This window comes from Corynebacterium tuscaniense DNF00037, from assembly GCF_000759055.1.
In the GTDB taxonomy this organism is placed as follows: Bacteria; Actinomycetota; Actinomycetes; order Mycobacteriales; family Mycobacteriaceae; genus Corynebacterium; species Corynebacterium tuscaniense.
Window position 1 is genome coordinate 30,723 of sequence record NZ_JRNG01000011.1, and the last position, 19,088, is coordinate 49,810.

A 19,088-nucleotide genomic window follows, 5' to 3' on the forward strand; every position below is an offset into this window, starting at 1 on the left:
TGCCAGGCAGGGGCTTTTCGCTGTTTCGAGCACGTGGTTAGTGTGGGGGCATGAGCGACCACCCCGAACAGTTCACCCCTGACCTCACCATTGCCCCTGAGCTGCTGGACGATATCTCCGGCCCGGAAGCCCTGAGGTGGGCTACCGCATGGTCAGACGCCACCGAGGAAGCCGTCCGCACCCAACCGGGCACAGCTGAGTTGGAACAGCGGATGCGTGAGGCATTGGACACTCAAGCCAAGATCCCCTACGTCACCCGCCGTGGGGAGCACCTGTACAACTTCTGGCGTGACCGTGACCATCCCCGTGGGGTGTGGCGTCGCACCACCACGGAAGACTATCTCGCTGGTGGGGAGCGGTGGGAGGTGCTCGTGGACGTCGATAAGCTTGCGCGCACTGAAGATGCGGACTGGGTGTGGAAAGGCGCGACCGTGCGCCCACTGCACCATGATCGCGCACTGTTGCGGCTCTCGCGCGGCGGGGCGGACGCGGTGGTCGTGCGCGAATTTGATCTGACGAGCCGCGAGTTCATCGACGGGTTCACACTGCCTGAGGCGAAATCCGATGTGAGCTGGGTGGATCTGAACACGCTGCTCGTAGGCACGGACCTGGGCGCGAATTCTGTGACGGACTCCGGCTACCCGGTCGAGGTGAGGCGCTGGGAACGTGGCACGGATTTGGCCAGCGCGCCGGTGATTTTCCGAGGTGAACGCGACGATGTTGCTGTGGGCGCGCAGGTGGACCATACCCCCGGTTTTGAGCGCGTGACATTCACACGCGCGCTGGATTTTTATACCTCGTTGACATTCGTGGGTGACGCGACTGGGCGCATGACACTCATCGACGCGCCCACCGATTGCACGGTTGTCCCGCACAAACAATGGCTTTTCCTCGTCCCCCGCACCCCATTCGCGGGCCTGCCCGCCGGGGCGCTGGGGGTCATTCAGCTCGACGCGTTCCTTGCGGGTGACAGGAAGATTCGAACGCTTATCGACGACGCCCCCATCAACGACCTTTCCATCACCTCCACCCACCTCCTAGTGACCACCTTGGACAATGTGGTGACGCGTATTTCCAGCTTCGAACTGGGAACATGGTCGCGTTCGGAGGTGGCACTGCCGGACGCCGCCACTGCGTCGGTGGTAGCTACCAGCCCGTTGGATCCGGTGCATGGTGAGGAGGTGTGGATCAACGTATCCAACTTCACCACTCCGTCGACACTGCTGCGCAATGGTCAGGTGGTGCGCCAAGCGCCAGCCCAATTTGATGCTTCAAGCCTAGAAACCCGCCAACACTGGGCCACCTCGACTGATGGAACCAAAATCCCCTACTTCATCACCGGCGATTTCACCCGTGGACAACGCCCCACCCTCGTCGGCGGGTACGGAGGATTCGAAGTCTCCTTGACCCCGGGGTACTCCGCCCTCCGCGGCATGGCATGGCTGGAACAGGGCAATTTCTACGTGCAACCCAACCTGCGCGGTGGCGGCGAGTTCGGTCCGCAATGGCACTCCCAAGTAGTAAAAACCAACCGGCACAAAGTGTGGGAGGACCACCGCGCCGTCCTCGAAGACATTGTGGCCAGGGGATACAGCGCCCCTTCTCTGCTGGCCATCCGGGGTGGTTCCAACGGTGGGCTTCTCACCTCCGGCGCCCTGGTCCAGTACCCGGAGCTTTTTGGTGCCGCTGTCATCCAGGTGCCCCTTACGGACATGCTGCGCTACCACACCCTTTCCGCCGGCGCGTCCTGGATGGCCGAATACGGCGACCCAGACAACCCCGAGGAGCGCGCGGCGATTGAGGCATGGTCACCCCTGCAGAACGTCACTGCCGGTGTTTCCTATCCCCCTGCTCTAGTCACTACCTCCACCCGCGACGACCGCGTTCACCCAGCTCACGCACGCACCTTTGCCCTTGCGCTAGCCAAGGCAGGGCAACCAGTGGACTACTTTGAAAACACCGCCGGCGGCCATGCCGGTGCCGCCGACAACCAGCAGGTCGCGCGGGTAGAAACACTCATCTACCAATGGATCAATAAAAAGTTGGGGGTAAGGTAAATTTTTCGGGAACTTTTCGGATTCTTAACGCGACTAATCCCACACATCGTTCAACCGACAGAAGGATCACTACGATGCTGAACTCAAAGAAGTCCATTGTTCTGGCCGCGGCCCTCTGCGCCGGTTCCCTCGGCCTGGCTGCCTGCTCTAACGACGGCGACTCAGTTGACACCAGCGCCACCACCTCCGCCGTGGAAAGCACCAGTGCCGTTGAGGCTGACAACAGCGCAGCAGCTATCCAACTTGTTGACGGCTACTGCCGCGCCAAGGCCGCTGTGGATGACACAGAGGCACACGAGCACATGACCGACAAGGACATGGAGCACGCTGACATGACCGCTTGCTTCGGCCAGTTCAAAAACATGTCCGACAAAGACATCAACGTAGTTTCCTTCTCCTCCCCAACCCTCGAGGGCGCAAGCACCGAACTCCACGAAACCGTGGACGGCATGATGCGCGAAAAGGAAGGCGGCTTCACCATCCCGGCCGGTGGCACCTACGACCTGGTTCCAGGCGGCGACCATCTGATGATCATGAACTACCCCGGCGCCATCCCGGCCGGTGATAGTCTGACCGTCGAGCTCAAGCTGGACAACGGTTCCACCATCACCACCGAGATCCCCGTGCGGGAACAGCCCTCCGGTGAAGAAAACTACGCTGGGGACATGGACAACATGGACCACGGCGACCACGCCGGCCACTAAACCCCAAAGGAGCAGCGCCACCCGCCATGCCTGACCCGCAACACCAACCAGAGAACGCGAAACAGCAGCCAACCAGAGCCACCCGCCGCCAATTTCTCCGTGGAGCAGGTACTGCCGGTGCAGCAGGTGTAGCCGGTCTCACGGTGATGGGGCTTGGGGGGTGCGCTGAGGGGGAGCAGACAAGCGAAAAATGGCCAGGTCAAGGAACAGAGGAGCCTGGCGGCAATGACTTTCTTGCTGAATCCCGGGTGCCTTTCGATGGCGCCCACCAAGCGGGCATTTCCACGCCCGAACAATCCTTCATCAAACTCATCGCGTTCAATCTCAAAGACAGCAAAACCAACCGCGATGACGTTATCCGATTGATGCGCCTGTGGACCGATGACGCACGCCGCATGTGCAGCGGCGTAGCCGGTCTCGCTGACTTGGAACCCGAAAACCTCGAATCAACTGCGAACCTAACCATCACGGTTGGTTACGGACGTAGCTTGCTGGACAAAATTGGGCTCGCCGATCAAGCCCCGGACTGGCTCGGGGACCTGCCTAAATACTCACGCGACGAACTCGTTGACGCCTGGAACGGCGGAGACATCTGCCTCCAACTTTGTTCCGATGACCGCTTCACCTTGTCGCACGCCTCGCGATTCATGACCAAGACTGCGCGCACCTACGTCGACGTCGCATGGATCCAAGACGGATTCCTGCACGCCCGCGGATCCGTCGAGGCTGGCACCACCCCGCGCAATCTTTTCGGACAGCTCGACGGCACCGCCAACCCAGCCCTGGATGAGTTCGACGACATCGTGTGGATCAACGAAGGCCCCAAATGGCTCCACGGTGGCACCGCCATGGTGGTTCGACGCATAGCCATGCTGATGGATGAATGGGACATTCTTGACCGCGCATCCCGCGAAGTTGCCATGGGCAGAACAATCGAAACCGGTGCCCCACTGACTGGCACAGACGAATTCGATCAACCCGATTTTGACGCCCTCGATGAGTACGGCCTGCCAGTCATCGACCCAAATTCCCACATGGCGCGCGCTTTTTCCACCGACCGTTCTGAGCGGATCTACCGTCGCCCCTACAACTTCGACATGCCACCAGGACCAGACACGCGTGGCACATCCAATGCTGGACAGATTTTCATCTGCTTCCAAAAGAACCCCCTAAAACAGTTTGACCCCATCCAAAAACGTCTCGCCGAAGCAGACCGCCTCAACGAGTGGATCACCCACATCGGTTCCGCGGTGTTTGCGGTGCCGCACGGCACTAAAGAGGGCGAGTACTGGGGCCAGGATCTGTTTGAGGCCTAGCGGGGCCGGCGTGGACTTAGGTCGGGGCCGGCGAGGCCCTCTGCCCCGGTGAAGGATTTGCATCTCCCCGCGGGTCGCCCACAAACCGGATCACTGTGACCTGGGAGTTTAAAAAACGGCGGGGGACCGGATGTTAAATCCTTCACTCACACAAGACTCAAAAGAACCAAATTGGGATGTGCAGCGGTCTAAGTAGGTATGAGAAACGTACAGACAAACCTACAGCTCTACCGCGAACTACACGATGCAATGGATGTGACCCGCTCCGTGCCAGGAGGTCTCTTCCGTGGCGGCCCTGGCATTAAGGTCACCGAGAATATCTACACGTCACTGCCCACCAATAGCGTCATTCGCCCCGTCCACCCTGCACCCGCCGCGGCGCGCGCAATAGCCATGGCCATGGAACACCCTGGCCACACTATTGCGGGGATGAGTGCCCTGGCTGTTTTCGGGTTGCCCTATTTTGCTGATCACTGCCACACCACCCTGTTCGGCCCTGTAAATAGAAACAAGCCACCCACCCAGTTCAGCCCTCTCGTTCAAAGACCAACCAGTGTGGAACATTGGTATGTCTACTTCGAGGGCGTACCCCTCAAAATTTCTCCACCAGCCATTGCTGTTATTTCTGCCTTAAACATGATCCGGGCAAGCGTTCACCGGTGGCCTGCTTCACGTATTGATGGAATTGCGTATAAAGAAATGCAGTCCATCCAGCTCATTGATGCCGCTCGACGGTTCCTTGGCGTAACACCCGACGACATTGTTAGTTCTGGCAAAGACAGAGTGAACAAGCGCTGGCTCCAAAGAATCGTGGAACTGACAACCAACAAAGCGGACTCACCAAAAGAAACTGAGATGCGACTACTGGCCCATGCTTTGTGTAAGAACCTTGGCGTGATGGTCGTTGAGCAGCATCCTCTGTGGGCTGCCGGTTCCCTGGTCACTGTGTTTGATCTAGCGATTCCGGAACTGAAGATCGCCATGATGTACGACGGCGAACACCACTTGAAACGGGAACAGCGTGATTGGGACTCACAAGTCAATGTTGAAGCGGCGCTACAGGGCTGGACTGTCATCCGGGTAACCGCCGGTACTCTCCCGCGATTGCCGGAGTTTCTGATGCGTGCGACGCAAGCTGCCTAGCCGGGCCGAGTGAAGGATTTGACACCACACGAAGCCCCACCCCACCACAGATTTCCATTTCTGCAGGTCAGAGCATGGCGCTTCGCCTGCGCACGTGAGCCCGCTGTTAAATCTTTCACCGGCACTCCTTATACGCCAAAGACGAGCCAGCTAGCATGAATGCCATGACTATGCTCGTCACCGGTGGCGCCGGTTTCATTGGCTCGAATTTTGTGCACATGGTGGCGCAGCGCTATCCGGATACCCGCATCATTGTTCTGGATGCGTTGACCTATGCCGGTAACGCCGAAAACCTTAAAGGCGCAGGCCAAAACAACCAGGTTGAGCTGGTCAAAGGATCTGTGGCGGATCCTGTCCTGGTAGACGAGCTGTGCAAACAATCCGATACAGTCGTGCATTTCGCGGCGGAGTCTCACAATGACAATTCGCTGCGCGACCCCTCCCCCTTTGTGGAAACAAACGTGGTGGGGACGTTCACGCTGCTGGAGGCGGCACGAAAACATGACAAGCGCTTCCACCATATTTCCACCGATGAGGTCTTCGGAGACCTGGCTATCGATGATCCGGCCAAGTTCACGGAGACGACCGCTTACAATCCGTCATCACCCTATTCAGCGACGAAGGCTGGCTCGGATCACCTGGTCAGAGCATGGGTGCGTAGTTTTGGGGTGCGGGCGACAATCTCGAATTGCTCTAATAATTACGGCCCCTACCAGCACATAGAGAAGTTCATTCCCAGACAGATCACTAATCTGCTCACCGGGCGCCCAGCTAAGTTGTATGGCACGGGCGAACAGGTGCGCGACTGGATCCACGTGGATGACCACAATGATGCGGTCTTGGCCATCTTGGAGCGCGGCCGCATCGGTGAGACCTACAACATCGGCGCCAACGGCGAGCACTCAAACAAGGACGTCATCGAGCTCATCTGCGAGTTGATGGGTGGCACTTACGAGCACGTCGCTGACCGCCCCGGACACGATCAGCGCTATGCCATGGATGCCACCAAGCTCACCAAGGAGCTCGGCTGGCGCCCGCGCTACACCGATCTGCGCGAGGGGCTTGAGCAAACCATTGCTTGGTACCGCGAGAACGAGGCTTGGTGGCGCGACGCGAAGGATGCGGTAGAGCAGGGCTACGCCGCGCACGGTCAATAAGCCACGGCCAGTAGGCCAGCCAATAGGTCGGCTAATAGGACTGCTAGTAGGCCATGGCATATAGGTCGGCCACTGGCCGACCTAGAAACGCCTAGTCCAAATGTCTCTCGTCTGGCCCGTTGTACGCGGCGAGCGGGCGGATGATGGTGTTGTTTTCAAACTGCTCGATGATGTGGGCGGTCCACCCGGTGATGCGTGCCATGACGAACAGCGGGGTGAAGAATTCGATGTCGAATCCGAGGATGTAGTACGCGGGCCCTGCTGGGAAGTCCAGGTTGGGCATGATGTTGATGGACGTGTTCTCGTACATGGTTTTGGCCATGATGTCGTACATGTCCACCCACTTGGAGGCGTTCTTTTCCGGGTGTTCGGAGGCGAGTTTCTTAAACGCCGCCTCCATGGTGGGCACGCGGGAGTCGCCCTTCTTGTACACGCGGTGGCCGAAGCCCATGACGAGTTCTTTGTTCTTGAGCTTGTCTAGGGTCCACTCTTCGGTCTTGGCCGGGTCGTCGATTTCGACGAAGTTGTGCATGACAAATTCATTCGCACCACCGTGTAGTGGCCCCTTCAGAGCACCGATCGCGCCGGTGACAGCGGACCAGGTGTCGGACTGGGTGGAGGTGATCACGCGTGCGGTGAAGGTAGACGCGTTGAAGGAGTGCTCCGCGTACAGGATCATGGATTTCTCAAAGGCTTCCACGTCCGACGGGATGGTGGCAGGTGAGCCTTCACCGTCGCCGAAGACCATCCAGAGGAAGTTTTCGGCGTAGCCGCGGTTCACGTCGGGTTCAATGTAGCCCTCGCCACGACGGCGTCGAATGTCCAGCGCAACGATGGTGGGCAGCTTGGTCAGTAGGGTGAGCGCGATGTCCCGGATGTGGTCAGAGTTCGGTGTGAACTTCTCCGGGTCGCGCGTGCCCAAAAACGATACGGCGGTGCGCAGCACGTCCATCGGGTGGCAGTCTTTCGGCATGGCCTCGATGACGCCGATGAGCTCTTCATCAAGCCCACGACGCGCGCGGGCCACGCGGTAGAACTCGTTGAGCTCGTCTTCGTTGGGTAGCTCGCCGTTCCACAGGAGCATGGCTACTTCTTCAAAGGTGGCGCCTTCGGCAAGCTCGTGGACGGGGTAGCCACGGTAGAGCAGCGAGTTGGTCTCAGGGTTGACCTTGGAAATCTGGGTGTAGTCGGCGATAACACCGTAGAGGCCTTTGCGGATGTCTGGTCGCTCGGTCATGTCTGGCTCCTTAGTTGGGTTAGAAGATGCCCTCTGGCGTTGCCGGGGCTGTGGCCAGTGCGTCCTGCGTGAGGCGCACGTTGAGCTCGTTCAAGTCAGTGAGGTTTTCCAGGTTTTCAGCGGCCGCGAGGAAGCGGTCTTGCTCTTGCTTATCGACGATCCCCTCCGCCAACGTCCTAAACTTCCGGATGTAATCGGGCCGGGTGAATGGGCGGGCGCCGTCCGGGTGTGCGTCGGCAAGCGCGAGCTCATCTTCGATGACCTCGCCATCGGTGAAGGTGATCACGGCGCGGGCACCAAACGCCTTCTCGGCGGGGTCGGTGGAGTGGTAGCGGCGCGTCCACTCGGGGTCTTCGACGGTGGAGATCTTGTGCCACAGTTCCACCGTTTCGGGGCGGCCGGCACGCTCTGGGGAGTAGCTGTCTACGTAGTGCCACGTGCCGTCCTCGAGCGCCACGGCGAAGATGTACATGATCGAGTGGTCCAGTGTTTCACGCGATGCGGTGGGGTCCATCTTCTGCGGATCATTCGCACCGGTGCCGATGACGTAGTGGGTGTGGTGCGAGGTGTGCAGCACGATGGAGGCAATATCCGTCGTAGAACGACCCGCGCGGATAAGCGTCTGGCGCATGCGACGCGCCAGGTCGATCGGGGCCTGGGACTGATACTCCGCGGAGTGTTCTTTGGTGTAGGTGTCCAGGATCGCGCGCTTGGGCTCGCCCGGTGCGGGCAGCGGGACCGTGTAGGTGCGGTCCGGGCTGTGCAGCATCCACGCGATGACTCCGTCCTCCCCCTCCCAGATCGGGGCGGGTGCGCCTTCGCCGCGCATGCACCTATCCACGGCCTCAATGGCCATTTTGCCTGCGAACGCCGGCGCGTAGGCCTTCCACGAAGAGATGAGGCCCTTGCGGGACTGGCGGGTGGCCGTGGTGGTGTGGAGTGCCTGGCCGACGGACTGGTAGATCGTGTCCACGTCCAGGTCCAGCATGGTGCCGATGCCGGCGGCCACGCTCGGGCCGAGATGCGCCACGTGGTCAATCTTGAACTCGTGCAAGCAGATGCCTTTGACCAGGTTCACCTGGATCTCATACCCGGTGGCAATGCCACGGATGAGTGTCTTTCCATCCAAGCCTTTGTGCTGCGCGACGGCAAGCAGCGGCGGGATATTGTCGCCCGGGTGGGAGTAGTCCGCGGCGAGGAACGTGTCATGGAAGTCCAGCTCACGCACCGCGGTGCCATTGGCCAGAGCGGCCCACTCGGCGGAGAAGTGACCGTCAATGCCAAAGACAGTGGCGCCCTGCTTCTCCACCGGGTGAGCCTGCGCCATCGCGCGGGCCGAGGTCACCGGGCGGCGCACCACCGATGCCACGGCCACTGCCGCATTGTCGATGATGCGGTTGATGATCATCTCGGTCGTCTCAGCCGGCACCTCCACGGGATCGGCCGCTACCTGGGCAACTTTGTACGCGAGGTGTTCTTCATAGGGGAAATCTTCTGCGGAACGGTGCGTGCGCACCTGGTGGTTGATCATGCGCGGTCGGCCTCCTGAAAGGGTCTCCAATACGGGGTGTTGGTTAGTATCGCAAAACTAGCTCCCTGGCGCGCAGGTTTTCCGTGATTATTCAGCGATTAAGATGGCGGGCATGACTGACACGAACACGGGCATCGACGGGCTTGAGCTAAGAAAACTGCAGGTCCACGGCGATAACCGCGGCTGGTTCAAGGAGAACTGGGCGGGGCAGCCGCCGATGCGCGTCGAGCAGAACAACGTGAGTTTCAATGCCTCACGTGGGGCCATCCGAGGAATGCACGCGGAGCCGTGGGATAAGTACGTGTCGGTGGCCACGGGCCGGGTGTTTGGTGCGTGGGTGGACCTGAGGGAAGACTCCCCCACCTTCGGTGCGACGTTCGGTTGTGAGATCGGGCCTGACACCGCGGTGTTTGTGCCGCGCGGGGTGGCCAACGGATTCCAAGCACTTGAGGATGGCACCACCTACATCTACCTGTGCAATGCGCGATGGAGTCCGGATGCGCAATACGCCTTTTGTTCCTATCAGGAGATTGAGTGGCCACTGGAGCCCACCGAGGTCTCAGAAAAGGACTTGGCCCACCCACCGTTGGCTAAAGCACAGCGCGTGGCACCGCGTCGCACGTTGGTCACAGGTGCAAACGGGCAGCTCGGAAGGGCTCTGCAGCATCTCCTGCCTGACGCCGACTTCTGCACCCGCGAGGACTTTGACCTGACTGCCCCGGTGGAGGATCTGCAGGCGGCTCGGGATTGGACACAGTACTCCACCATCATCAACGCGGCTGCTTTCAATGATGTGAATGGGGCCGAAACCGCGGAAGGCCGAACAGCTGCGTGGGAAGTCAACGCACTCGGCCCGGCGAAGCTAGCGCAGATCGCTGGGCGCTATGACCTGACGCTGGTGCACGTGTCCTCGGATTACGTGTTCGACGGAACATTGCAAGAGCACACGGAGGAGGAAACGCCGAGTCCGTTGTCGCTGTATGGGGCGTCGAAAAGCGCGGGTGAGGCGGCGGCCGCGGCATGTCCGCGCCATTATGTTGTGCGCACCGCGTGGGTCTTCGGCGACGGTCCTAATTTCATGTCCACGATGGCACGGCTGGCCGCTAATGGCACATCCGTGAAGGTTGTCTGCGACCAGCGCGGGCGCCCGACGTGGGCGGAGGACTTGGCCAAGGGAATAGTGCACCTGCTGGACGTGGACGCGGAGTACGGGATCTACAACATCACTTCCGGCGGGGACCCGGCGTCGCGGGATGAGATTGCCATGGCTACCTTCAACGCCGCCGGCTCCGATCCAACGGGAGTGACCCCGGTGACTACCGCGCAGTACCAGGAACTCAATGGGCCGGAAGCTGCCCGCCCGGCGGAATCAACGCTGGCCTTGGACAAGATTGAGGCCACCGGGTTCACGCCGACGAATTGGCGCGTGGCACTCGCCTTGTACCTGGGCTAGCCAGAAGACCTGGCTAGACTTCCAAGCATGAAGGGCATCATTCTCGCCGGCGGGTCAGGCACACGGCTGTACCCGATTACAAAGGGCATTTCGAAACAGCTCATGCCTATCTACGACAAGCCCATGATCTACTACCCGCTGTCCACCCTGATCAGCGCTGGTATCAGGGAGATCCTGGTCATCACGACTCCGGAAGACCGTGAGGCATTTGAGCGTTTGCTCGGCGATGGCTCCGCGTGGGGGCTCATGATTGACTACGCGGTGCAGCCCTCCCCCGACGGGCTGGCACAAGCCTTCCTCATCGGGGAGGAATTCATCGGGGACGATTCGGTGGCGCTCGTGCTCGGCGACAATATCTTCGATGGCACGCAACTTACCCGCCTGATGAATGAGGCCACAGCCCCTGACGGTGGCGCCATTTTCGCCTATGAGGTCAGCGACCCGGAGCGCTACGGCGTGGTCAGCTTCGATGAGAACGGCACCGCCACCGCCATCGAAGAGAAACCATCGGAGCCGCAGTCCAACTTCGCCGTGGTGGGGCTGTACTTCTACGACAATGACGTGGTGAAAATCGCGTCGGAGATCACCCCCAGTGAGCGCGGGGAGCTGGAAATCACCAGCGTCAACGATGCGTACTTGAAGCAGGGCAAGCTCAGAGTTCATCGCTTGCACCGCGGGGATGTGTGGTTGGATACAGGCACGATTGACTCCATGAGTGAAGCCAGCGCCTACGTTGAGGTACTGCAAAAGCGCACGGGCACAGTCATCGGTTCGCCCGAGGTGGCCGCGTACCATCAAGGCTTCATCGATGCGGACACGCTAGAGAAGCTCGCCGCGCCCATGCTGAAATCGGGCTACGGGCAGTATCTGCTCGATGCCGCCCGCGAGTAATAATTGCGGTATCGTGCGGTCGCACGCTTATCGACGTTTTCCCTTCAACCCGGAGACCCCATGACCAACACCACCCCTAAAACCAAAATTCCGCCCTTGATGTGGGCTTTCACCATTGTCTTCGCCCTGGCTGCAGCCGTGGGCGGCTACGTCATTGGTGAGCGCGATGGGCAGCAAAACGCCCTGAACCAGATGGAGGAGCACGTGGGTGGCGTTGAATCTGAAGGTGCGGGGGCCGAAGGGGCTGACGTCGGCATTCCTGATAGTGCCAAACCGGGCACGGACTTCAGCCCGGTGAAGGCAGATGCCAACGGTTTCTTCGACGCCACTATCCAGGGGCCTAGCGCCCCCATCACCTCCCAGGATGAGATTGATAACGCTGCTCGCCGCGACCCCAAGGACCCGATGGCGGTTGGTGCTTTGGACGCGCCCGTCGTTATCTCTGAGTTCAGTGACTGGGATTGCCCGTTCTGCATCCGCCACTCCACCACCGTGGAGCCGGAGTTGATCAAGGAATACGTGGAGAAGGGATACGTTCGCATCGAGTGGAACGACCTCGCCGTCCAAGGGCCAGCATCCATCGCTGCTGCAAAGGCTGGCCGTGCGGCCGCCGAGCAGGGCAAATTCGCTGAATACAAAGATGCTTACATGGCTGCCGCTGCTAATAAGGGCGGGCACCCCGGCTTCGAGCTTGAGGATTTCATTGGCTTTGCCAAGAAAGCTGAAGTACCCGACATTGAAAAGTTCATCGCCGATGCCCAAAGCGATAAGTACAACGAAGCGATCGACAAGGCCCGCGATTACGCCCAAGGCCTGGGTATTACGGGAACGCCTGGGTTTATCGTCGGTAAGAAATTCCTGGCTGGTGCGATGCCCATCGGTGATTTCCGCTCCGCCATTAACTCCCAACTGACCGCCAAATAACCAGCTGGGTGTGATCTATCCCTCACCCCGCACCGGTATAGTTAGCTCCGTTTGACCCATGATTCCCAACACTCAGACGGAGCTTTTCTCATGCCCCACTACACCGCACGCCAACTCAAACACTTCATGAGCTTCTGGCCCCCCTTCCTGGGCGCCGGTGTGAAAGTCAAGGAATTTGCCGATGACGGCACCCACGTCCTGGTCACCCACAAACCAAACATCCTGACCAAAAACGCCATGGGCGTAGCCTTCGGCGGCACCATGTCCGCCATGACAGACCCCTTCTTCATGCTCGCCTCCATGCACCGCCTGGGCAAGGAATACCACATCTGGGACACCGCCGGTGAGATCAAATACATCAAGCCCGGTCGCGGCAAGATCACCGCTGACATGCGCATCCCGGAGGAAACCTACGCGCTGATCAAGGAGAAAACAGCCAACGGTGATAAGTACCTCCACTGGTTCGACGTGGACATCGTCGATGAGGAAGGCGACGTTGTGGCACACGTGCGCCGCCAGGTGTACTACCGGCGCAAGCAGCAGTAGTTCGGGGGCTAGTTCAGTTGGCTGGGGTTTTGGTGGAGCCGCCTGCGAGAATCGAACTCGCGACCTTTTCATTACGAGTGAAACGCTCTGCCGACTGAGCTAAGGCGGCGTGGAAAACACAGCGTGCAATCCGAGGGCTTAGCTTAGTGGAGAAGCAGCGCTGAGCAAAAATCGCGGGTCAGCTCACGCCGCAAGCAAGCCGGATGCGACCCAACATTCCATTGAAAGCAATGACAGGTAGGACGGACTGGTCGAGGCGTTCGCGGCATTCGGCGATGGCATCGAGGCATTCGGTGAGTCCGGCAACATCGACGCGCTCAGCGATGTCACGCGAGAGTCCCTCAAAGTCCGGGTGAACCAGCTCTACCCCGCTGCCGCTGCGGATCACGATGGCATCGCGGTACACCCCGGCCACATCCACCAAGGTGAGGTCGAGCACGTCGCGCAAACGCCGTGTGCCGCGGGCTTTCTGCGCTGCCTCCAGTTCCTTCATCGACGAGGCGCTCCCCCGCAGTGCCCGCGCAGCGCCCTTGCCTTTTGCCCCCATGCCGAGGGCATTCTCGAGTTTGTCGCGCTCCTCCTGGTCCGCGTCCGCATAGGCGTCCTTCGCCGCGGCATCAGCGGACTTCACCAACGAGGCCACCGCCTTAAATGCTTGGTCGCCGTGGAAGACAAGCTCCGCCAGGTTGATCGCCGTACCCCTGCGCAGTTGCGCTTCCTCAGAGCGCACTAATCGGCGGGCCCGCCCCACATGATGCAGCGACGTCACCGCGGCAAGCCGGGCGACCTGCTCCGAAGCACCTTCCTCCTCCATCAGCAAACGCACGATCTCGCTTGTCGACGGCGCCGGCACATACAAATGCCTACACCGCGAGCGCAACGTCGTGGAAAAGTCCTCCGGGTCTGTCGACGGTGCACACATAATAATCACGGTGGAGGCTGGTGGCTCCTCCACCGTTTTCAGGAACGCATCGGCTGCCTCAAAGGAAAACCGGTCGGCGTCGTCGATGATGATGATGCGGTACGGAGAGATCGTCGGCAAGCGAGAAGCTTGAGCGATGATCTCGCGCACCGTCTTGACTTTGATGACAAGCTCTTGTGGCACGACGTGCACAACATCCGTGTGCGCACCGGCGAAAACATCGCGGCAACTTTGACAGCGACCACACCCGAGCTCCTCCGGGTCCGTGCAGACGAGCGCCGCCGCGAATGCCAATGCTGACGTCGAACGCCCGGCACCCGGCGGACCGGTAAACAACCACGAATGCGTCATCGCATGCGCCGGGGCCCCCTCCACCCCACGCGCGGCGGCCGCGGCAGCGAGAATCACCGAACGCACCGACGGAATATCGGCAAGACGCTCAGCCACAGAACGCGAGGCAGGAAGATTCGGCGCAGTCACGTCCCCCACACTACAACCATGTAGCGACAAGCAACGTAGAGTAGATGAGCGTGGAACGGATGTGGCGCGGTTTTCGGTGGATCATGGGCACCCCGTGGCCCCTCTATGCCTCCGTGCTGCTGTTCACCAACGTACTCAGCGCGATGGCCATCATGGCCTTCGTCCGCTACCTCATCCCCATGCCCGGGGCGAAAGATCTTGGCGCGGTCGCGTCCGGTTTTGCCCCGCTGGGCATCGTGTACCTCATCCTCGCCGTGGTTGTGGGCGGGATCGTCTCCTACACCCTCTTCCGTCCCGTACTCCATTTCGGTCGCAGGCCCGAACGGTACGACGCCGCAGCTGTGCGCACCCTGGTGCTGCGCATCCCCGTATTACAAACCCTGGTCGTTGGGGTGATCTGGCTCCTTGGCATCATCATCGCCACCGCAGCCACTGCACGGCATGACGCCCAACTCGCCTTCGTCGTGGCTATCTCCACCATCATGGCTGGGCTACTCACCTGCGTGCTCACCTTCGTCCAAGCCGAACGGCTCGTGCGACCGATCGCCGCCAAAACCCTATCCAACCGGGCCGAAGACACCATGCTGGAGCCACCCATCAAACAGCGGCTCTACCTGGTCTGGTTCATGACATCCGGGGTGCCCCTCCTGGGCATCCTCTTCCTGCTCGCCGCCCAACACTACGGGTTCTTCCAAGACACCCCCGGCGAGCTCATGCCGTCTGTCTCCGCCATCGCAATCACCGCCATCATCACCGGCATGGCCGGCACCATGTTTGCCACCATGAGCGTGGTTGACCCCATCAAAGAACTCCAACACGCCATCAACCAAGTGCGCAGCGGTGACACCTCCGCACAAGTGGACATTTACGACGGCTCCGAGCTCGGCGTCCTCCAATCCGGCTTCAACGAAATGATGCGTGGTCTCAACGAAAGGGAGCGCGTCCGCGACATCTTCGGCCAATACGTCGGCTCCGAAGTTGCCCAAAAGGCACTTGAGGAAAAACCGGAACTCGGTGGTGAGGCCCGCCAAGTGGCTGTCGTGTTTGTGGACGTCATCGGCTCCACCAAACTCGCCGTGGACCGTACCCCTGAGGAAGTCGTGGAGGCCCTTAACGCCTTCTTTGAAATCGTGGTGGACGTGGTGCACCGCAACAAAGGCGTGATCAACAAATTCGAAGGCGACGCGGCACTGGCTATCTTCGGCGCCCCAGTCAACCTGCCCGACTTCGTCTCCTACGCCCTCAAAGCCGCCCGCGAACTACGCCAAGACCTGCGCGGACTTGAACTCGACGCCGGTATCGGCGTTGCCGCCGGCCACGTCGTCGCCGGCCACATCGGCGGCCAAGACCGCTTCGAATACACCGTCATCGGCGACGCTGTGAACACCGCTGCCCGCCTCACCGAGCTGGCAAAGACCACCCCAGGCCGCGTGCTCACCAACACCTCAACGCTCAGTGAGGCCAACGAGATCGAACAAGCCCGCTGGACCCGCATGAAATCCATCGAGCTCCGCGGCCGCAACAAGATGACCCAGCTTGCCCGCCCCGTCCGGCCCACGTTGGCGGAGAGGCACTAAGACCGGCGGGAGCCAGCCTTGATCACACGCTTGGTGGTCCGCGGGGGCTTCTTCGCAGTCTTCTTCGACGTGCGCTTAGTGGTCTTCTTCGCCCGACCAGACCGACCGGTGCCACCGGCCTCCGCGTCCTGCGCTTCGCGGGCGCGGCGGGCGGAGAGGAGCTCGTTGGCGCGGGCATCCGTCATGGTTTCAGGGGTATCGCCGCGCTGGAGGGAGGCGTTGGTCGTGCCGTCGGTGACGTAGGGTCCGAAGCGGCCGTCTTTGACGGTCATGGGTTTACCGGAGACGTCGTTATCACCAAACACCTTGAGGGGTGGCTGGGCGGCGGCGCGTCCGCGGCGCTTCGGTTCGGCGTAAATGCGTCGAGCCTCGTCCAGAGTGATGGAGAAGATCTGCTCCTCGTTGGCCAGGGAGCGGGAGTCGCTTCCCTTCTTCAGGTACGGGCCGTAACGGCCGTTCTGAGCAGTAATGACTTCACCGTCAGCCGGGTCCACACCCACCTCGCGTGGCAGGGACAGCAGCTGCAGTGCCTCTTCCAGGGTGACCGTGGACGGTTCCATGGTGGAGAAGAGGGAGGCGGTGGCGGGTTTAAGGTGTTCGTCGATAAGCTGCTCGACCCGCTTTTCTTTTTGCGCGGTGGCGGTTTTGGTCTCCCAATTCTTGGCGCGTTTGCCCTCGGCGGCGCGCTGGGCATCCTCTTCGGCGCGCTCGGCAGCGACGATCTCGAGGGCGCGGGCTTCGGCGGTCGCGCGCTCGTCGTCACGCACGAGTTCGGTGACGTACGGGCCGTAGCGGCCCTCCTTGGCCACGACCATGCGGCCGTTGGCCGGGTTGGTGCCCAGTTCGCGTCCCGTAGGTGGGATGGCAAAGAGTTTCTCCGCCATAGCCGGGGTCACCTCATCCGGGGTGGTGGATTCGGGCAGGTTGGCGCGCTGGTACTCGGGCTCACCGTCGGCATTGACGCCGATCTGGCGCTCCAGGTAGGGGCCGTAGCGGCCGACGCGGACGTGGACGGGGCGGCCTTCGTCGTCAACATAAAGCTCGAGCGAGTTGACCTGGCGGGCGTCGATGGATTCGAGGTTGGTCTCGATGATGGACTTCAAGCCGCCGCGGCGCGCGATGGCTTCGGCGGTGGAATCGTCCGCATCAGCATCGCCGAAGTAGAAGCCGGTGAGCCACTCGGTGCGGTCCTCGGTGCCGCGGGCGATCTCATCGAGTTCGTCCTCCATGGAGGAGGTGAACTCGTAATCCACCAGCGCATCGAAGTTTTGCTCCATGAGCCCGACCACGGAGAACGCAACCCAGGTGGGCACGAGCGCATTACCACGGGTGGCCACGTAGCCGCGGTCCTGGATGGTTTTGATGATGGAGGCGTAGGTGGACGGGCGTCCGATGCCCAGGTCCTCCATCTTCTTCACCAAACTGGCCTCGGTGTAGCGGGCCGGCGGGTTGGTGGAGTGGCCGTCGGCGGTGACCTCGCGGGCGGTCAGCGCATCACCCTTGGTCAGGGAAGGCAGGTGCTTTTCCTTGCTGTCCTGGCTGTCGGAGTAGGCGCGCAGCCAACCTGGGAAGGTGATGGTGCGGCCGGAGGCAGAAAGTTCAACGTGCTCGCCGGTCTTGGCGTCACCGGCGATGGTGACGGTGACGGACGTGCCGCGGGAGTCCTCCATCTGGGAGGCGACGGTGCGCTGCCAGATGAGTTCGTAAAGCTTGAATTCCTCAGCATCAAGGGACTGTGCCAGTTCACCGGGGGTGGCAAAGCGTTCGCCGGCGGGGCGGATGGCCTCATGTGCCTCCTGGGAATTCTTCACCTTGCGGTCGTAGCGGCGCGGGGCGTCGGTGACGTAGTTGGCACCATAGAGCTCCGTTGCAGCAGCCCTGGCTGCTGCAACGCCCTGCTGGGACAGCGAGGTCGAGTCCGTACGCATATACGTAATGTGACCGTTTTCGTAGAGGCGCTGCGCGATACGCATGGTGCGGGCCGAGGTGAAGTGCAGTTTTGCGCCGGCGGCCTGCTGCAGCGTCGACGTCATGAACGGCGCGTACGGCTTGCGCGTGTACGGGCGGGATTCCACGTTGGACACTTCCATCGCCTGCCCCGTGAGAGCTTCCGCGAGGTTCTCAGCGTCCTGCTTGTCCACCACCACGAGGGAGTCGTTTTTCAGCCGGCCACGGTCGTCGAAATCGCGGCCTTGGGCGATCTTAGAGCCGTCGATAGCAATGAGCTTGGCGTCGAATTCATCCGGCTGACCTGCACCCGTGGCACCCGCGTTGAGGGTGGCGGTGACGTCCCAGTATTCGGCGGAAACAAAGGCCATGCGCTCGCGTTCACGCTCCACGATTACGCGCGTGGCCACGGATTGCACACGGCCGGCGGACAGACGCGGCATGATCTTCTTCCACAGCACCGGGGAAACTTCATAGCCGTACAGGCGGTCCAGAATGCGGCGTGTTTCCTGCGCATCCACCAGGTGCATGTCCAGCTCACGGGTGTTCTCCGCGGCTTCCCTGATGGCAGATTCAGTGATCTCATTGAACACCATGCGCTCCACCGGCACCTTCGGCTTAAGCACCTCAAGCAGGTGCCACGCAATCGCTTCACCCTCCCGGTCCGGGTCTGTTGCGAGCAGCAGCTTGTCGGACTGCTTCAGCTTGGCGCGCAGATCCGTGACCTTCTTCTTTTTATCCGCGCTGACCACGTAAATCGGCTCAAAAGAGTTCTCCGGGTTCACGCCCAGGCGCGCCCACGGCTCCTTCTTGTACTTCGCAGGAATGTCAGCTGAGCGGCCGGGAAGGTCGCGAATATGCCCCACGGAAGCCTCAACGAAATAATTGTCGCCCAGATACTTCTGGATCTTCTTCGCCTTCGTCTGCGACTCCACGATGACCAGGGTTTTTCCCTGTGCGTTCTTCTCCGTCACGCCGGGTGACTCCTTCAGGTGCGGTGCTCGATTAACTCACTACAGACAACTACCACGTATTTTGCAGCACGTGAAACTTACGGCCCCAAATTTGAGGAGGCAATTGCTTATCGACGGCCCCTTTTCGCAACCGTCATTTTCTAGCACCGTAACACTTCGCCCGACTAACGAGCGTGAGTAAACTTGCCAAAAGTGGTGAGGGAACCTGTCATGGGAAGGAGGCCGACCG

The 19,088-nt window shown here is 60.8% G+C and carries 14 protein-coding genes and 1 tRNA gene; 10 read left to right on the plus strand and 5 right to left on the minus strand.

All coding sequences use genetic code 11. The features are described from left to right. Nucleotides 1-50: 50 nt before the first annotated feature. From HMPREF2129_RS03285 to rfbB, 5 genes are all read left to right on the plus strand, one after another. A complete protein-coding gene (locus HMPREF2129_RS03285; RefSeq protein ID WP_052092632.1) occupies nt 51-2,057 on the plus strand; it encodes a prolyl oligopeptidase family serine peptidase in 2,007 nt (668 codons plus the stop codon). Between the two features lie 74 nt (nt 2,058-2,131). Next, entirely contained in the window at nt 2,132-2,761 is a 630-nt protein-coding gene (locus HMPREF2129_RS03290; protein ID WP_052092636.1) for a copper chaperone PCu(A)C, read from the plus strand. Nucleotides 2,762-2,787: 26 nt separating this feature from the next. Continuing rightward, nucleotides 2,788-4,077, plus strand: a complete 1,290-nt coding sequence (locus tag HMPREF2129_RS03295) for a Dyp-type peroxidase (RefSeq protein ID WP_034663094.1) — start codon at nt 2,788-2,790, stop codon at nt 4,075-4,077. A 198-nt stretch (nt 4,078-4,275) separates the two neighbouring features. Further along, nucleotides 4,276-5,220 carry a hypothetical protein gene (locus HMPREF2129_RS03300; RefSeq protein WP_034663096.1) on the plus strand — a complete coding sequence of 315 codons (945 nt, stop codon included), beginning with the start codon at nt 4,276-4,278 and terminating at the stop codon, nt 5,218-5,220. 164 nt (nt 5,221-5,384) lie between these two features. Continuing rightward, nucleotides 5,385-6,377, plus strand: coding sequence for a dTDP-glucose 4,6-dehydratase (rfbB, locus tag HMPREF2129_RS03305; RefSeq protein ID WP_034663192.1), 993 nt, complete (start codon nt 5,385-5,387; stop codon nt 6,375-6,377). A gap of 91 nt (nt 6,378-6,468) precedes the next feature. Here the strand turns inward: rfbB and HMPREF2129_RS03310 are convergent, their stop codons facing one another. Next, on the minus strand, nt 6,469-7,614 hold the full coding sequence (locus HMPREF2129_RS03310; RefSeq protein ID WP_034663098.1) for a bifunctional 2-methylcitrate synthase/citrate synthase: 1,146 nt from the start codon (nt 7,612-7,614) through the stop codon (nt 6,469-6,471). 19 nt (nt 7,615-7,633) lie between these two features. Continuing rightward, the gene (gene prpD, locus HMPREF2129_RS03315; protein ID WP_034663101.1) at nt 7,634-9,145 is read right to left on the minus strand and encodes a 2-methylcitrate dehydratase PrpD; all 1,512 of its coding nucleotides are present in this window, start codon (nt 9,143-9,145) and stop codon (nt 7,634-7,636) included. Nucleotides 9,146-9,257: 112 nt separating this feature from the next. On the opposite strand from prpD, the gene HMPREF2129_RS03320 reads away from it, so the two are divergent. The 4 genes from HMPREF2129_RS03320 (at nt 9,258) to HMPREF2129_RS03335 (ending at nt 12,959) form a co-directional block, all read left to right on the plus strand. After that, nucleotides 9,258-10,598, plus strand: coding sequence for a sugar nucleotide-binding protein (locus tag HMPREF2129_RS03320; protein WP_034663102.1), 1,341 nt, complete (start codon nt 9,258-9,260; stop codon nt 10,596-10,598). Between the two features lie 27 nt (nt 10,599-10,625). Next, nucleotides 10,626-11,489: a glucose-1-phosphate thymidylyltransferase RfbA gene (rfbA, locus tag HMPREF2129_RS03325; RefSeq protein ID WP_034663105.1), complete on the plus strand. Its 864-nt coding sequence runs from the start codon at nt 10,626-10,628 to the stop codon at nt 11,487-11,489. A gap of 60 nt (nt 11,490-11,549) precedes the next feature. Then, entirely contained in the window at nt 11,550-12,413 is an 864-nt protein-coding gene (locus tag HMPREF2129_RS03330; protein WP_034663107.1) for a DsbA family protein, read from the plus strand. Nucleotides 12,414-12,503: 90 nt separating this feature from the next. After that, the gene (locus HMPREF2129_RS03335) at nt 12,504-12,959 is read left to right on the plus strand and encodes a DUF4442 domain-containing protein (protein ID WP_034663109.1); all 456 of its coding nucleotides are present in this window, start codon (nt 12,504-12,506) and stop codon (nt 12,957-12,959) included. A gap of 33 nt (nt 12,960-12,992) precedes the next feature. On the opposite strand, the gene HMPREF2129_RS03340 is transcribed toward HMPREF2129_RS03335, so the two are convergent. Together HMPREF2129_RS03340 and HMPREF2129_RS03345 are read right to left on the minus strand one after the other, a co-directional pair. Beyond that, nucleotides 12,993-13,068, minus strand: a tRNA-Thr gene (locus tag HMPREF2129_RS03340). A 69-nt stretch (nt 13,069-13,137) separates the two neighbouring features. Beyond that, nucleotides 13,138-14,361, minus strand: a complete 1,224-nt coding sequence (locus HMPREF2129_RS03345; RefSeq protein WP_232218082.1) for a DNA polymerase III subunit delta' — start codon at nt 14,359-14,361, stop codon at nt 13,138-13,140. Nucleotides 14,362-14,411: 50 nt separating this feature from the next. Between HMPREF2129_RS03345 and HMPREF2129_RS03350 the strand changes: the two genes are divergently transcribed. Further along, entirely contained in the window at nt 14,412-15,938 is a 1,527-nt protein-coding gene (locus HMPREF2129_RS03350; protein ID WP_034663196.1) for an adenylate/guanylate cyclase domain-containing protein, read from the plus strand. Here the strand turns inward: HMPREF2129_RS03350 and topA are convergent. Beyond that, on the minus strand, nt 15,935-18,859 hold the full coding sequence (topA, locus tag HMPREF2129_RS03355; protein ID WP_034663111.1) for a type I DNA topoisomerase: 2,925 nt from the start codon (nt 18,857-18,859) through the stop codon (nt 15,935-15,937). The two genes, HMPREF2129_RS03350 and topA, sit on opposite strands and share 4 nt — an antisense overlap. Nucleotides 18,860-19,088 lie beyond the last annotated feature (229 nt).

Bases quoted from the DNA above. Each gene is read 5' to 3' on its own strand.
- rfbA (WP_034663105.1), top strand. From the start codon at position 10,626: ATGAAGGGCATCATTCTCGCCGGCGGGTCAGGCACACGGCTGTACCCG.
- HMPREF2129_RS03330 (WP_034663107.1), top strand. From the start codon at position 11,550: ATGACCAACACCACCCCTAAAACCAAAATTCCGCCCTTGATGTGGGCT.
- HMPREF2129_RS03290 (WP_052092636.1), top strand. From the start codon at position 2,132: ATGCTGAACTCAAAGAAGTCCATTGTTCTGGCCGCGGCCCTCTGCGCC.
- HMPREF2129_RS03285 (WP_052092632.1), top strand. From the start codon at position 51: ATGAGCGACCACCCCGAACAGTTCACCCCTGACCTCACCATTGCCCCT.
- HMPREF2129_RS03295 (WP_034663094.1), top strand. From the start codon at position 2,788: ATGCCTGACCCGCAACACCAACCAGAGAACGCGAAACAGCAGCCAACC.
- HMPREF2129_RS03320 (WP_034663102.1), top strand. From the start codon at position 9,258: ATGACTGACACGAACACGGGCATCGACGGGCTTGAGCTAAGAAAACTG.
- HMPREF2129_RS03335 (WP_034663109.1), top strand. From the start codon at position 12,504: ATGCCCCACTACACCGCACGCCAACTCAAACACTTCATGAGCTTCTGG.
- HMPREF2129_RS03310 (WP_034663098.1), bottom strand. From the start codon at position 7,614: ATGACCGAGCGACCAGACATCCGCAAAGGCCTCTACGGTGTTATCGCC.
- prpD (WP_034663101.1), bottom strand. From the start codon at position 9,145: ATGATCAACCACCAGGTGCGCACGCACCGTTCCGCAGAAGATTTCCCC.
- rfbB (WP_034663192.1), top strand. From the start codon at position 5,385: ATGACTATGCTCGTCACCGGTGGCGCCGGTTTCATTGGCTCGAATTTT.
- HMPREF2129_RS03300 (WP_034663096.1), top strand. From the start codon at position 4,276: ATGAGAAACGTACAGACAAACCTACAGCTCTACCGCGAACTACACGAT.